Below are 15,043 nucleotides of genomic sequence, written 5' to 3'. Positions count from 1 at the left end.
GCAAACGACTTGAACGCCGCGAGAAAATCGTCCGCATCAAGCGCGCTCGCATCATTTTCGATCAGTTCAGCCAAATAACGCGCCTTGGCGACTATATCACCAAGATCCGTTACAGGCGCCACCACTAGTGCCGCCCGCGCCTGACGCTCCTCCTCCATCAGCCTTTCCAGCCGCCGCTCCCCGATCGCGCCACCGCCGCCCCTGTCGCACAGCGATTCACTCAACGCTCCACGCTCGCCATGATCTTGCGATGACCTAGAGCACGTCCGTTGAACGCGGAAAGGTCAATCCAAGGAAGGGCAGCGCCATCGCCACGCAACTCCTCTTCTACGATACGGCGGCCGGGTTCGGAAACTACGGCAAATTGTCTGCGCTCCAGTTCGGCAAGCAGCGTTGACTTGCTGCCACCCGAACAGCCCGACAGCACTACGTGCCTTGGCTCCATGTTGCCTCCTGAATGATGTCCGCTTTCAGAGAACCCATTCCAACACTATCCAGGCGTCAGCTCAGTTGAGCAAGGATATCGTCGACGACGCTCGGGACCGTTCCGGTCGTGTCGATACTAATCCCGGCGGGAAAGTGTTCGTTGCTCCTATGGTAGCGTAGAACCACCGCACGCTCGTCCGGCGCGAAACCCGGCTCATTTGGCCGCCCGTCCAATCGTCTGTTCAACGTCTCGACATCTATGTCGAGCACAAAAACCATGTCGAACAAGTCTAGGAACTTATGGAAATTGCGGGAGCCGCCACAAAAGAAGGTGATAGGATGGGTGGTATCGGCGGCGATGGCCCGAACCTTTTCAACAGGCCAGATCCAGTGCGCGTAACCCCAAACGACGCGGTTCACACCTTGCGGCGGTCCTTCAAGCGCCTCGCCGGTTTCAGGGTCCCCAACATAGGCCAAGACCCGATCACCATGGACGACATGAAAACCACGCCGCTCCAGCTCAGTAGCGACAGACGTCTTTCCAGTGCCTGAACTGCCTTCGATCAAGTAGTTCTTGATGCCCATAAGCGCCGCTTACCACGGTCTGCCATCCCCTGAGAAGATACTTCACAAGAGAATACGCTCACCAAATGGCAGTTTTTGGGACCTTGCGGGTAAGCAGCGAGGGTCCGAAAGGGGGGCGGTTCCAGACGGACGGCCTCGCGCCCCAATTCGGTCGGAAAGGTCGTCATCGCGCTGGCCCGAGAGCGGACATAGCTCCGCGGCAGCGCCACGTCGCCTGCGCGCCAGAAGCGGCCATGCGGCTGCAATATCCGGATCGCTTCGGAGACGAGCCAGGGGCCAATGGTTCAACGACTCTGTTGGGTCGCGCTTTGCTAGCGAAGGGCGTCTGGGAGGCGATATAGGAGCCTGGCCGCGTTCGAAGGAATGCGAGAGGGGAGCCTCTATCTCAGCACGGGCGGCGGATGGTCGCCGGCGACAGAAGCCGCGGTTCGCGTGCTCGCCGCACGTCCGGGCGGGCAACTTGTCGCCGCAACCGACGCCAATGCACAAGGTGAAGCATTTGCCGACCGCCTGCGCGACATCGCCGAAGATGCTGGCTGCGACTGGTTCCGCCTGACGCCGCCCGCTGAGGACTGGAACGACGGATTGCAGGAGAGAAAAGGAGAAGAAAAGGAAAAAAGGGAGAGCAGAAGTGGCCGGCCGCATGCCCGCCGGCCGAGTCAAGGGTGATGTTGCAGAACTATCCATTGACTCTGACCGTGGTCATGTCGCCAGGCGTGATCGCCAGGATCATCACCAATCACCCCTCCTGCCTGATGCTGAAGCACGAGGATTGGCCGGGCCTTGAAAAGATTTCAAAACTGCGCGCCATGCAGAAGGCTGACGAGCTGCGCCTGTTCTCGATCCTTTGCGGCAATGGCGGCATGTTCCTCGATTTCGAACCGGAACGCGGTGCCGATGGTGCGATGACCGGCTATGGTTTTCCCGATATGCTCGCCGAGCTGATCGGTCTTTTCGCTGTTGGAAAACGCGACGAGGCGCATGATTTTTTCGATGCCCATCTTCCCCTGATCCGCTACGAGCAACAGCCTGGCATCGGCCTTGCGATCCGCAAGCACGTGCTGAAACGGCGCGGCATCATAAGCTCCGATACGCAGCGCAAGCCGGCGCAGATGCTGACGGCTGCCGCCAGGGCGGAAGTCGATTACCTGCTCGCCCGAATAGTCCCTGGTTTCGTAGACCCGTCGGTTGCGTTTTCCGTGACCGCTTGAGAACGCGACGGGCGTCTAGATCCCGCGGGCGTATCCGTTCCCGCGTCAGTGCATCCCTGACGAAAGACGCGGGCGCTGCCCGTTGGCGAACCTTTCGATGCGGAAATCGTGGAGCGGCGTTTCTGTATGGCCAGTGGCGATAAGCTCGGCCATCACGTCGCCGACCCCGGGGCCAAGTTGAAAACCATGTCCGGAAAATCCGAAGGCGTGGAATAATCCGGATGTCGTCGCCGACGGCCCCATCACCGGGAGACCGTCCGCCACATAGCCCTCGCAGCCGGACCACGTGCGGATGACGGCCGTTTTTGCCAGTGCCGGCAGAAGCGGCAATAGCGAGCGCAGCTGCTGCGAAAGGCTGGCCGGATTGGCTTTCGCGTGGCCCGGGTCAAGCGTTACCTGGCTCCGTTCGACGCCGCCGCCGAAGACAATATTGCCCCGTTCAACCTGACGCAAATAGCCCTCGGCTCCGTCGCCACTCCAGACGCCGACAACGGGCAGGATGCGGTGCGGCAGCGGTTCCGTGACGCCCATCTGCGGTCCGCGCGCTTCGATCGGCACCGGTTCCCCAAATTGTGCGGCGATTTGCGCGCCCCAGGCGCCAGCGGTGTTGAGCAGAACCTCTGCGCCGATGCTGCCCCCCGATGTTTCCATATGGAATCCAGAGCCGGTTTTCCTTATCGCGCCGACCGCGACCTGTTCAATGATCCGGGCGCCAAGGCGCCCCGCGGCTGCGGCAAAGGCGGGCGCGATAAGCCGGGGATTGCCGCTGCCGTCGTCCGGTGAGAGCGAGGCTCCAATCGCATCGGGGCCAAGACCCGGAAAACGCCCGCGAACGTCCCGCATTTCCAACTCGTCGAGGGCCAGTCCCCAAGGCCTCGCGGCCTCGATAAACCCGCGCATTGCCGCAAGTCCGTTCTGTCCGAAAACGAGACGCAGGTGGCCGGTCGCGCGAAATTCCACGTCTTGCCCAAGCATCGCTTCGGCCTGACGCCAAAGAGCAAGAGAGCGGTGTGCCAATGGCAGCTGCGGCAGATAGCGGCCGCTTCGACGAATGTTGCCAAAAGAAGCGACAGTTGCGCCACTGCCCACCCGATTGCGCTCGACAAGTGTGACCTTGCACCCGTGCCGGGCGAGAAAATATGCCGATGCGGTTCCCATGAGCCCGCCGCCAAGGATGACGACATCCACTCGCTATTCCTCCGGTTCGAAGCACCCAGACTGTGGGCGGAGCGGCGATCAGTGTCAAAGTCGGGATCGGGTATAGCCCATAAGTGCGACCTATGGGGCACCCGAACACCATAAGCGGGACTTATGGCCACCCGCCATTTCGATCTTGGACCTGAGGCGTCAGGCTATGCCAGCTTTTTACAAAAGCAGCGAAAGGGACGGACATGACAAGTGCCACAATCGGAAACTCCATAAACCAGGCCAGTGGTGAGGATTGGAAGGTTGGGGTCGATATCGGTGGAACCTTCATCGATTTTTGTGCGCTGGAGGCCAGGTCCGGCCGCGTGGCCTCCCTGAAGGTTTTGACGACCCCCGATGACCCAGGCGCTGAATTGATGACAGGACTCACGCTGCTCGCCGAACGCGAGGGGCTGGATCCGGCGGCGATCAGCCGTTTCGTGCATGGCACGACGGTGGGCATCAACACTGTCATTCAACGGCGCGGCGTCTCGCTTGCGCTTTTGACCAATGCCGGCTTCGAGGATGTCATTGAGCTGGCACGCCTCAGAATGCCGGATGTCTATTCGCTGTTTTGCGCGCGTCCGGATCAGCTCATCGCGCGTGACATGATCTTTGGCATTCCTGCGCGTTTGCGGGCCAATGGCAGCGAAGTGCGCGCACCGGATATGGCAGTCGTCGAAAAGGCCGTCTCAGCTGCGAAAGCGAAGGGTGCCAAGGGCATTATCGTCTCCTTCCTGCATGCCTGGCGCAATTCCACCCAGGAGATTGCCGTGAGGCAGGAGATCGAACGCCTTGCCCCGGATCTGTTCGTCTTCACGTCGTCCGAAGTCTGGCCGGTCATCCGCGAATATGAGCGCACGACCACGGCGATCTTGAACGGTTATGTCCATCCCCGCATTTCCGGCTATCTCACCGCTCTCCAGGACAGGTTGAAGTCGCGCGGCGTCACGGCGCCCGCCCTTCTAACCAAGTCGAACGGTGGTGTGATGAATGCAGCCGAGGGCAAGCGGTCCTGCGTACAGATGCTTCTTTCCGGAACGGCATCCGGTGTGATCGGGGCCGCATGGCTGGCCCGGCGGGCCGGAGAGCGGCAAGTGCTCACACTCGACATAGGCGGAACGTCGGCCGACTTCGCACTGATCATCGACGGCAAGCCGCAGTTCGGTTTCGGTGAATTGGTCGGCGAATTCCCGCTGCATATTCCTTCCGTATCGGTTAGCTCGATCGGGATCGGCGGCGGGTCGATCGCCGGCATCGACGAGCACGGCGTGCTGCGTGTCGGCCCGGCATCCGCCGGTTCCGTCCCAGGGCCCGCCTGCTACGGTCGCGGTGGTACCGAGCCGACGGTCACGGATGCGATGGCGGTCTGCGGTTGGCTCGGACATAGCGAGATGGCCTATGGCCAATTGCGGATCGATGCGGGGTTGGCGACTGCGGCGGTCGGCAGGCTTGCCAAGCAGATAGACCGTTCAGTCGAGGCGACAGCCCAGGCAATCCTCGACGTTGCAATTTCGGAAATGTTCGTGGAGGTCGAAAAGCTTGCCTCGCGCGCAGGCGTCGATCTTCGGGAGTTCACCTTGATGCCATTTGGCGGCGGCGGCCCCATGCTCGGCGCTTTTCTCGCGCGTGAATTCGGCATGTCGCGGGTCATTGCCTCGCCCCGCCCCGGTGTCGTCTCCGCGCTGGGAGGGCTGGTTGCGGATCTGCGCGGTGATTTCATCCGCACGGTTTTTGTTCTTGTGTTTGAAGAGGCCGCTCCCGCGCTGCGCGAAGCCCTCGATACCCTCATCCAGGAGGGCCGGGCCTGGCTCGCCGAACAGGGGCATCAAGGTCCGGTCGACCTCAGAATATCGGCCGACATGCGCTATGTCGGGCAGAGTTTCGAGATCGAGGTGCCGATCGAGCCGGCCTGGATCCACGACGGCAATTGTGCGGCCATGGAGACGGCGTTCCATGCCATGCATGTTCAGCTCTACGATTTTTCTGATCCAAAGGGTGAGGTCGAACTGGTCAACCTGCGGCTTTCGGCGATCGGCGCGGGTCCCGCTCTGGAGTTTCCGGTCGCCGTGAATGAGGTGGCGAGCCTTGTCTCTCCCGAACGGATGATTCAGGTCTACACAGGCGGCGTGTTCGGAGACATCGGTCTGTTTCGCCGTGATGAACTGAGCCCCGGCGAGCACTTCAGCGGGCCGGCAGTCGTGGCGCAGGACGACACGACCTTTGCCATTCCGGTCGGCGCCGAAGCAAGCGTCGACAGGCATTTGAATATTCACCTCACCTTCGCGGAGTAACCCCATGTTCGATCAGACCAACCTCCGGGTTTTTGCAAACCATGTGCGGGCGGCGGCCGAAAACATGGCCTATACGTTGCAGCGCACGGCGCATTCCGCGTTCGTCAAGGAGACGGAGGACTTCACCGTTATGCTGATGAACCGGAGGGGCGAGACTTTCGGGGTGCCCATGGGGCTTGGCGCCACCTGGTATCCGGGCCTCACCTGGGGCCGGGTCATCGATATGGTGCAGGACTACCGGCCAGGGGACGTTGCCTTCACCAACGATCCCTATTCCGGCCATGTCGCGACCCATGCGCCCGATACCCATCTCTGGAAACCCGTATTCTACGATGGCGAGATCATCGCATGGACGGGAGGCCATATCCACAACACAGACATGGGCGGCGCCGTGCCCGCTTCGCTTTCGCGCGCGCTCACCGAAATCCATCAGGAGGGCATTCGCTTTCCGCCGATGAAGCTGGTCAGGGAAGGGGTCTTCGACGAAACCATACTGAGGATCATGACGACCAATGTGCGCAAGCCCGACCTCAACGTCGGGGACATCAAGGCCTTGGTCGGCGCGCTCAATACCGGTGAGCGGAAAATTCTGGCTATGTTGCAGAAGTTCGGAAAGCAGGCTTTTCTTGATGGCGCTGAGGCACTTCTCGACAATGCGGAAGCACAGGCCAGGGCGCTGTTGCGCGCGATGCCGGATGAAACCTGGGAGTTCGCCGACTATGCGGACGAGGATTCGGTGGAAGCCAACCCCTGCCGCTTGAAGCTGACACTGACCATCAGGGGCGACGAAGCGGTTCTCGATTTCACCGGATCCGATCCGCAGCTGGGTTCCTCGCTCAACGTGCCGTCGGGTAGCGACCCGCGTCATACCATACTGCTGGTTGGTGTTTATTATGTGCTCTACACACTGAACCCGAATATTCTTCTCAATACCGGGCTCACACGCCCCTTTACCTGCATCGCGCCGAAGGGCAGTGTTCTCAACCCGGTTCAGCCCGCAGCGGTTGGCATGCGCTCACTCACCTGCGCGCGGCTTCGATCCGTCATCTTCGGTGCTTTCAGCCAGGCTGTGCCGGAACGTCTTCCGGCCGCGCCGGCCGGCAACAACTGTATCGTCAATGTCATGACCACCGACGAGAGAACGGGGCGTAGCGTGTTGGCGGCGGTCAATCCCGTGGTGGGCGGTGGCGGCGGCATGCCTCACCGCGATGGCACCAACGGCTCCGGCGCGGATGCCGCCTATCTGAAGAACACACCGATCGAGATCACCGAGACGGAGGTGCCGATCGAGTTCATGCGCTATGGCCTGGCACGTGACAGCGGCGGTGCGGGATTCTGGCGCGGCGGTTTGGCCACGGAGATGGCCTTCAAGGTTTTCGCGCCGGGCAGCCGGATTACGGCGCGCAATCGCGACCGCAGCTTCTTTCGACCCTGGGGCGTGCTGGGTGGCAGGGCTGCCGGCCTTTCCGACATGGTCCTCAACCCTGGAGCAGACCGTTACCAGCGGCTGGGCAACATCGATACGGCGGTCCTTCAGCCCGGCGAAGTGCTGGAGATCCGTTCGGCTGGTGGTGGAGGACGGGGCAATCCGCTTGAACGCGATGTTTGGCGCGTCGCCCGGGACGTGGAGCGCGGCTATGTGTCCGTCGAAGCCGCCGAACGGGATTATGGGGTGGTGATCCGGGACGGGATGGTGGACGAGCCGGCCACGGCAACCCTGCGCTCGCAGGCTGCCGCACCGGTCGAGCACTTCCACTTCGGTCCCGAACGAGAGGGTTATGAGGCCCAATGGACGCCCGATGCCTACGCTCTGCTGACGGATATTCTCGCCGGACTGCCGATACATTGGCGTTTTTTCGCAAAGACGGAGATTTTTCGGCGCATGCAGAACAAGACTGGACACGATGGTGTTGCGGCCGCCTTCGCGGAAGTGCGCGCACGCTTTCAAGAGTTGCCCGAACCGGCCCTTGCCCAAAGGCTGGCCGTTGAATGAAACCGTCGGCGCAAAAGGATTTCGGCAACGGGCGGATCGTACGCCTCGTGGAGTTCAATAGACCTCGGGTTCGGTTTTTTCTCAATGGCGCCGAAGGCGAGGCATTGGCGGGGGACACGGTGCTGACGGCCATTCTCGTTTGCTCCCCCGCGTTGCGGCGTTCAGAGTTCGGACCGGAGACCCGCGCAGGCTTCTGCCTGATGGGATCCTGCCAGGACTGCTGGGTCTGGCTGGAGGACGGTGTCCGCCTCCGGGCCTGTTCCACGCCTGTTTATGAGGGCATGCGGCTTGCAACGGAAGCACCGGAGGTCTGGCCGTGACTGCGCCGCAGGGATCGACAGTGGCGATCGTCGGTGCTGGTCCAGCCGGAATACGCGCCGCGGTGGCGCTCGTTGCCGGCGGCATCAGGCCGATCGTCATCGACGACGGGCAAAGGGCGGGTGGGCAGATTTACCGTCGCCCGCCCTCGCCCGCCCCTGGGCTTCACGCGCACTCCGGAAATGCTCTACGGGCCGGATAGTGGCAAGGCGAATGCCCTGCACACCCTTTTCGATATCATGGTGGCGGAAGATCGGATCGACTACCATCCGATGAGCTCCGTCGTGGCCATCGCAGAAGGCGCACTCCACGTGCTGACGCCCGGCGGCCGCAGAATATTTGGCTATGACCGGCTGATCCTTGCCACCGGTGCCACCGATCGGCTTGCGCCCGTCCCCGGCTGGCAGTCGGCCGGTGTCTACAGTCTGGGTGCGGCCCAGATCGCGTTGAAGGCACAGGGTGTGGCACTGGGGCGAAACATCGTGCTTGCCGGTTCCGGGCCGCTGCTGACGCTGGTCGCTTATCAGCTATTGAAGATGGGCGCCCAGATTGCAGCCGTGCTCGACACCGCGCCGCTGTCCGCGCAGGTGGCGGCTCTGCCAGATATGTTGACGCGGCCCGGGCTTGTGCTCAGAGGCGTGGCGATGCGCCTGCAACTCGGCCGGCGCTACCATGCCGGTGTCACCCTGGAGGGGATCGAATGCGACGAGTATGGCCCGGCCGCCGTTCGCTGGAGCGATGCGCGAGGTACCTCCCGTGTCACGCCCTGCGATATGGTGGGCCTCGGCTGGCACCTGCGTGCCGAGACCCAGCTTGCGGGTCTTGCCGGTTGCGCCTTCGACTATGATGAAGGCTGGGCGCAATGGTTGCCGCGCACCGACAGGCTTGGGCGGGCGGTGGAGGGCGTTTACCTCGCAGGGGACGGGGTACGAATCCTGGGGGCGGACGGCGCTGAGCTTTCCGGACGACTGGCGGCGGCGGCCTGTCTGGCCGATCTGGGGTTGTCGGCACCGGATGTCGCTTCCAACTTACGCCGCCAGGCACGCTATGAACGCTTCGCCCGTGCGTTGGCGCGCGCGTTTCCCTGGCCGGCCGCCTTGGTGCGCGCCGCCCCCGACGGAACAATCGTCTGCCGCTGCGAGGGGATCACGGCGGGAGAGGTGCGCGAGGCCGCCGTTCACGGAGGCGCGGAGGCTAACCGGGTAAAGTCGCTGTCTCGTCTTGGCATGGGCCGCTGCCAGGGGAGATATTGTCAGCTGGCCGGCAACGAACTGATCGCGGCGCGAACTGGCACTGCGGTTTGCGACGCCGAGCGCCTTCGTGAGCAAGCTCCGGTGCGTCCGGTTCCCATCGCGGCGTGGATGAGGGAGAGCTAAAGCTAAAGCTAAAGCTAAAGCGTGTCTCGTTCAATCGACCGATACGCCGCGATTTAGGTCTGGTTCCCGCTTTTGGGAGACATGCTTGAGCCGGCGCTGAGCGACGCAAGATGGCTTATTGATTAATGCTGCCGGCGCACAGTACGTTGAGGCAGGCTTCGCGCAGGCAGTCGCGCATGGCGGCATGGGTTGTGGTCAACGGCATATCCTTTTTGGTGAGCAGCGCGACAGGGACTGTGAGCCGGGGCAGAAAGGCGCGGCGGGCGAGGCCGGGAAACTGTTCCCAAGGCAAAAGACCGTCGACGATCGCGATGCCGAAGCCGTCACGCACGAAGGGCAGGGCGGTGATGGAAATGTCGATCTCGATGGCTGGGCTGAACGCGTGGTCTTCCACCTCCGCAGCACCTGCGAGCAATTGGCCGGGGAGTGTATCGACCCGGTAGGAAATCAGGGGCTCGTTCTGAATGTCGGGAAAGCCGATCGAGTCCTGACGGGCCAGGCGATGATCTTTTGGCACGACGCAGATCAGTTCGGCATTGCCAAGCGTCTCCACCTGGATCCCGTGTCGGGGCATGTTGTTCATGACGATGCCGATGGGAGCATCGCCGTTTCGCACCATCTCGACGACATTGTCGAGCGGGGCGATCAGCGAGCGCACGACAGTGTCGGGATGGCTATCGCGGAAGGCTGAGAACGCCTTGGGCACGATCGCCATTGCCGGTGGTGCGGAGGCAGCGATCCGGATCAAGCCGGTGCGGCCAAAGCGCATGTCAATCGTACGCCTTCTCAATGCGCCGATTTCGGCAAATATGCGTTCCGCTTCAGGGTAAAGTTCTTCGGCCTCCCGCGTGGGAACGAGCTTTGCGCGCACACGGGTGAACAGCTTAAATCCGAGTTGGTCCTCGGCGTGCATGAGGATCTGGCTGAGCGCGGGTTGCGAAATATTGAGCATCTGGGCGGCACCCGTCACCGTCCCGCAGCGCATGACCATACAAAAGACTTCGAGCTGGCGTGCTTGCATCGAGCCGTCCGGTTTTTCTGGCGCAGGGGTGGCGGGGGGCAGCCTACCGCCGAATGTGGTGTTTCAAAAGTCTGCGACATGGCCCCATGCGGATTGTAAGAAGCGGTTTGGGTGATACGGCCGGAGATCGACCAGCGGCTCTGATCCAGTGACAATGTCCGCGATGAGATGACCGGCGCCTGGGCCGATACCGAAGCCATGGCCGCTGAACCCCGCAGCAAGGATGAACCCGGGCACCGCCGGCGTCTCACCGATGGCGGGTACACCGTCCGGCGTCGAGTCGATGTATCCGGCCCAGCGCGCGGTGATACGGCGGCCCTTTAACGCCGGCAGCAATTCTAAGGCGCGATCGTAAGTCAGCCGGATCGTACTGTCATCGACGGCAGGATCAAGGATCCGCATGTGTTCCATGGGTGTCGGACGGTCAAGCCGCCAGTGCCTGAGGCTCTCATGGCCGCTGCGTAGCCCCTCGATGCCACCCGGGGAGAGGGAGCGCCAGCGGCGCAGGAACATCGGCAGGAATTGGGCCGCAAAGCGGACTTGCTGCGCGGTCGGATCCACCCGGCCACGGCCGCTGATGGCAAGCGTATATCCACCATCGCCGCGGCGGGTTACCGAGACGCGGGCGGTATGCAGTGCATCGGGAAGAATTCCGTCGCCCGGAGCGATGGACAGGATCGACGAGCGGATCGACGCTTGGGGAAACCGGATGCCAAGTTGGCGGCAGAAGGAGGAAGCCCAGGCGCCGCCGGAAAGAATTGCCGTGCCGGTGCGGATCGTACCGTGCTCCGTGACGACGGCGGAAAGTCTCCCGCCCTCCGTCTCGATGCCGCGGGCGGCGCAGTTCTGAAGCACGGTTCCGCCAAGCTTGAGGATCGCGCGCGCGACGGCTGGCGCGGCGCGGGATGGATCAGCTGTACCGTCGCTCGGCGAAAAGACGCCGCCTTTCCAGGCCCGGCCGGTCGCCAGCCCCCGTTCGCCGGCTGCAACACTATCCAGCATATGGGTGGTCACTCCGACGGTGCGGGCGAAATCCCGCCAGCGCGCCCAGCCGGCCAATTCTTCCTCGCTGTTGCTTAGGTAAAGCAGCCCGCAACGTTGAAAACCGGTGTCCTCGCCGCTCTCGCGGGCGAATTTCTCCCATAGATCGATGCTCTTCGTCGCCATGGGCAGTTCACGCGCGTCCCGGTTCTGCTGGCGGCACCAGCCCCAATTGCGGCTGGACTGCTCCGCACCGACGCGACCCTTTTCCACCACGACCACTTTCAAGCCTCTTTTGGCAAGATAATATGCGGTAAAGACTCCGACGATCCCGGCCCCGATGATGACGGCATCGGCCGAGCGGGGAAGTTCATCTGGGCTATCCACAAGCGTGATCGGGGCTGGCATGATTTATCGGTCTCCTGGTCGCACCACCAGCATAACGACTCGTTGGTGGCAAGGGTGCCGCACATGGCGGCTGCGCAGCAGAAGATTCTGTGGCTGTGTATGAATGCCGACGATCGTGCGGAACCCTTTTAGACAGAATGGAATAGACAAGCTTCGCCATGGTGTTAAGCTCGGTTGAGGATTTCCGCAGCATATAATTCCGCCGACTTTTCGGCGCTTATCAGAGAGAAACCTAGATGAAACTCGACAGGATCGACATCAAGATTCTCTATGAGTTGCAGAAGAACGGCCGTATCGCGAATGTCGAGCTGGCCGAGTTGGTGAACCTGTCTCCCAGCCCGTGCCTGATGCGCGTCAAGAAGCTCCAGCAGGAAGGCTATATCGAGGGCTATTCCGCGCAGATCAATGTCGGCAAGCTTGGCCAGACGCTGACCGTTTTTACCGAAATTACCCTGAAAAACCATCGGCAGATCGACTTTGCCCGGTTCCTGGCCGTCGTGGAGAAGATCGATCAGGTGATCGAATGCCATCTGGTGTCGGGTGGTTATGATTATCTCATCAAGTTCGTCACCGCCGGCATTGGCGAATATCAGGGGATCATGGAACGGCTGACCGACATGGATATCGGCATAGACAAATATTTCAGTTTCGTCGTACTGAAATCGCCGATCGTCAAGGCTCATATGCCCTTAACCAGCCTGTTCCCGCTTTAAGATATCCGGTGAAGCGTGCCGATGGTGGCCACAGTCAGCTCTTGCTGTAGGACCTGACCAGTTCCGGATCAAGTTCGAGAGCATCCAGCCAGCCCGGATCGAGCTTGGGGACTGAAGAAAAGAGCAATTTCGAATAGGGATGTTGTGGTGCCTGCAAATGTGCGGGCGTGATCTCCTCGACCTTGCGGCCGCCATACATCACAACGATCTCGTCGCAGACGGCTTCGACCACCGACAGATCGTGACTGATGAAGATATAGGAGAGCAAAAGCTCGCGCTGCAGCTCCTTGAGGAGATCTATGATGGCCGCCGCGACCACCGTATCGAGCGCGGACGTGATCTCATCGCAAATAATGAGCTTCGGTTCGGCGGCAAGCGCGCGCGCGAAGTTGACGCGTTGTTTCTGGCCGCCTGAAAGCTCTTGTGGCCGCCGGTGACGGAGCGAATTTGGGAGATGCACCATGTCGAGCAACTGACCGACGCGAGCCTCCCTCTGTTTGCCTCTCATACCGTGATAGAATGTGAGCGGACGACCGAGGATTTCTTCGATAGACTTCTCCGGATTGAGCGCGGTGTCCGCATACTGGAAAACGATCTGCATTTCGCGCAGCTGGTCGCGGCTGCGCTGCCGGACTGCGCTTGGAAGTTCACGGTTTTCGAAGATGATGGTGCCGGACGAGGCAGGCAGGATGCCTGCAATGGCACGGGCCAGCGTGGACTTGCCACAACCGGATTCGCCGATGATCCCGAGATTGCGACCCTTTTCCACGCTCAGGCTTACCTCATCGACCGCGCGGATCAGCGGCAATCCGTCCCGGTGTTTCGCGCCATAGCCAGCGACCAGGTCCTTGACTTCGAGAAGGACTTTTCTGTCCTTTACCAAAATCTCACCGCCACGCGGCTGGGGCTCGAACGCGGCCAATAGCGCGCGCGTGTAGGGATGCTGGGCACGGGTCAAAATGTCAGCCGTTGTGCCGATTTCCTGCACTTCGCCGTTGCGCAGGACCACGATGCGATCGGCGATCTGGGCGACGACAGCCAGGTCGTGCGACACGTAGATCCCCGAAATACCTCCCTTTTTCATCACTGACTTGAAGGCGCGGAGGACCTCGATCTGGGTGGTGACGTCGAGAGCGGTCGTCGGTTCGTCGAAGATAACAAGCTTCGGGTCACTGATCAGCGCCATGGCGGCAGAGAGGCGCTGCAACTGACCCCCGGAAACCTGGTGGGGATAACGGCTGCCGATCGTCTCGGGATTGGGCAGCGAAAGGGCGCGAAACAATCCAATGGCCTTCTGGCGCGCCTCATGGGCCGGCATCAGCCGATGGATACGGGTGACTTCGATCACCTGATCGATGATGCGCTTGGCGGGGTTGAAAGCCGCCGCAGCGGACTGGGGGACATAGGCGACTTCGGTGCCGCGAATGGCAGCGCGATCACGTTCGCTGAGCGTAACCATGTCCTTGCCGGCGATCCGGACATTGCCGCCGGAAATGCGACAGCCCGCGCGGGCGTAGCCCAAAAGCGTCAGGGCAATCGTGGTCTTGCCCGATCCACTTTCGCCAATGAGGGCCACGATCTCTCCTGGGGCGATGTCCAGGTTCACGCCCTTGATGATTTCGACGCGGCGTCCGGAATCGGTGGTGGCCTCGACCTTCAAATCTCGGATTTCGACGAGGTTTTGCATTCAGGCGCTCCGGTCGCGGATTTTTTGCGGCAGGTTATCGATCAGGAGGTTCACGCTGATCGTGAGGCTTGCGATGGCCAAAGAGGGAGCAATGACGGCGGGGGCGCCGAATGGCAAACCGCCGATGTTTTCATGCACGAGTGCCCCCCAATCCGCATAAGGCGGCTGTACGCCGAGGCCAAGGAAGGAAAGACCTGACAGCAGCAACACGATGAAGACGAAGCGCAGGCCGAGATCGGCAAGCACGGGGCCGGTGATGTTCGGCAGGATTTCCGAGCCGATGATGTAGAGGATTCCTTCGCCGCGCGTGCGCGCCACCGTGATGTAATCCATCGCATGAATGTTGACGGCGAGCGCGCGGGCGAACCGATAGGCGCCAGGCGTATAGATAACGGCTAGCGTGACGATCAGCACGTTGATGGACGAACCGACCGCTGCAACCACGACCAGGCCCGACAGCTTGCCTGGAATGGAGTTCATCGCATCGAGAAAACGGCTGAGCGCCGCATCAAACCAGCCGCCGACGACTGCCGCCGTCATGCCCAGGACGATGCCTGAGAAGCAGGCGATAGATACGGCGGCAAGCGAGATGCCTACCGTGTAGCGGGCGCCCATCAGAATCCGGGAAAGCATATCGCGACCGAGATAGTCCGAGCCGAGCCAGAATCTGCTGCTGATCGCGCCGAAATAATCCTCGTCAACGATCTCGCCAACCGGGTGGGGAATGATATGCGGCGCGATGAGCGCCATGATCCCCCAGAACAGAATGATGGAAAGGCCGATCATTCCAACCCAGCTGAAACGGTAACCGAACTTTTGGAAAAGAGGGATGGAAGAGGACATGA

12 protein-coding genes and 3 pseudogenes are annotated in these 15,043 nt (G+C 61.6%); 8 read left to right on the top strand and 7 right to left on the bottom strand.

From position 1 onward, the window contains the following. Window positions 1–256: 256 nt before the first annotated feature. Window positions 257–445, bottom strand: a pseudogene (locus DUT91_RS16920) (AAA family ATPase); the annotation flags it as partial. Between the two features lie 56 nt (window positions 446–501). Continuing rightward, complete coding sequence (locus tag DUT91_RS16915) at window positions 502–1,011, bottom strand: P-loop nucleotide/nucleoside kinase family protein (RefSeq protein ID WP_114441695.1); 510 nt, start codon at window positions 1,009–1,011, stop codon at window positions 502–504. A gap of 342 nt (window positions 1,012–1,353) precedes the next feature. On the opposite strand from DUT91_RS16915, the pseudogene DUT91_RS16905 reads away from it, so the two are divergent. Together DUT91_RS16905 and DUT91_RS16900 are read left to right on the top strand one after the other, a co-directional pair. Then, window positions 1,354–1,680, top strand: a pseudogene (locus tag DUT91_RS16905) (toprim domain-containing protein); the annotation flags it as partial. After that, a pseudogene (locus DUT91_RS16900) lies at window positions 1,680–2,222 on the top strand (dihydrodipicolinate synthase family protein); the annotation flags it as partial. The pseudogenes DUT91_RS16905 and DUT91_RS16900, both read left to right, overlap by 1 nt. 45 nt (window positions 2,223–2,267) lie before the next feature. Here DUT91_RS16900 and DUT91_RS16895 read toward each other — a convergent pair. Continuing rightward, window positions 2,268–3,410, bottom strand: coding sequence for an NAD(P)/FAD-dependent oxidoreductase (locus DUT91_RS16895; RefSeq protein ID WP_114441693.1), 1,143 nt, complete (start codon window positions 3,408–3,410; stop codon window positions 2,268–2,270). A gap of 203 nt (window positions 3,411–3,613) precedes the next feature. On the opposite strand from DUT91_RS16895, the gene DUT91_RS16890 reads away from it, so the two are divergent. Genes DUT91_RS16890 through DUT91_RS16875 form a run of 5 tightly spaced genes read left to right on the top strand, consistent with a single transcriptional unit; the run spans window position 3,614 to window position 9,388 of the window. Then, entirely contained in the window at window positions 3,614–5,701 is a 2,088-nt protein-coding gene (locus tag DUT91_RS16890) for a hydantoinase/oxoprolinase family protein (RefSeq protein WP_114441692.1), read from the top strand. 4 nt (window positions 5,702–5,705) lie between these two features. Beyond that, window positions 5,706–7,694, top strand: coding sequence for a hydantoinase B/oxoprolinase family protein (locus tag DUT91_RS16885; protein ID WP_114441691.1), 1,989 nt, complete (start codon window positions 5,706–5,708; stop codon window positions 7,692–7,694). Beyond that, window positions 7,691–8,014: a (2Fe-2S)-binding protein gene (locus DUT91_RS16880; protein ID WP_114441690.1), complete on the top strand. Its 324-nt coding sequence runs from the start codon at window positions 7,691–7,693 to the stop codon at window positions 8,012–8,014. Before DUT91_RS16885 ends, DUT91_RS16880 begins: the two co-directional genes overlap by 4 nt. Continuing rightward, the gene (locus tag DUT91_RS27280) at window positions 8,011–8,214 is read left to right on the top strand and encodes an NAD(P)-binding protein (protein ID WP_342634463.1); all 204 of its coding nucleotides are present in this window, start codon (window positions 8,011–8,013) and stop codon (window positions 8,212–8,214) included. Before DUT91_RS16880 ends, DUT91_RS27280 begins: the two co-directional genes overlap by 4 nt. After that, on the top strand, window positions 8,135–9,388 hold the full coding sequence (locus tag DUT91_RS16875) for an FAD/NAD(P)-dependent oxidoreductase (RefSeq protein WP_342634462.1): 1,254 nt from the start codon (window positions 8,135–8,137) through the stop codon (window positions 9,386–9,388). The genes DUT91_RS27280 and DUT91_RS16875 overlap by 80 nt, the downstream gene beginning before the upstream one ends. A 115-nt stretch (window positions 9,389–9,503) precedes the next feature. Here the strand turns inward: DUT91_RS16875 and DUT91_RS16870 are convergent, their stop codons facing one another. Further along, window positions 9,504–10,409, bottom strand: coding sequence for a LysR family transcriptional regulator (locus tag DUT91_RS16870; protein ID WP_114441689.1), 906 nt, complete (start codon window positions 10,407–10,409; stop codon window positions 9,504–9,506). Window positions 10,410–10,472: 63 nt separating this feature from the next. After that, entirely contained in the window at window positions 10,473–11,798 is a 1,326-nt protein-coding gene (locus tag DUT91_RS16865; RefSeq protein ID WP_114441688.1) for an NAD(P)/FAD-dependent oxidoreductase, read from the bottom strand. A gap of 236 nt (window positions 11,799–12,034) precedes the next feature. On the opposite strand from DUT91_RS16865, the gene DUT91_RS16860 reads away from it, so the two are divergent. Then, entirely contained in the window at window positions 12,035–12,511 is a 477-nt protein-coding gene (locus DUT91_RS16860) for an Lrp/AsnC family transcriptional regulator (protein WP_114441687.1), read from the top strand. A gap of 34 nt (window positions 12,512–12,545) precedes the next feature. On the opposite strand, the gene DUT91_RS16855 is transcribed toward DUT91_RS16860, so the two are convergent. Then, window positions 12,546–14,198, bottom strand: coding sequence for an ABC transporter ATP-binding protein (locus DUT91_RS16855; RefSeq protein ID WP_114441686.1), 1,653 nt, complete (start codon window positions 14,196–14,198; stop codon window positions 12,546–12,548). After that, a complete protein-coding gene (locus DUT91_RS16850; RefSeq protein WP_114441685.1) occupies window positions 14,199–15,041 on the bottom strand; it encodes an ABC transporter permease in 843 nt (280 codons plus the stop codon). It lies immediately after the preceding gene. Window positions 15,042–15,043 lie beyond the last annotated feature (2 nt).

The organism is Paramesorhizobium salinisoli (assembly GCF_003335045.1).
GTDB classification, from domain to species: domain Bacteria; phylum Pseudomonadota; class Alphaproteobacteria; order Rhizobiales; family Rhizobiaceae; genus Paramesorhizobium; species Paramesorhizobium salinisoli.
Note: the sequence above shows the minus strand (reverse complement) of the source record. Positions and strands in the feature narration are given on the sequence as shown.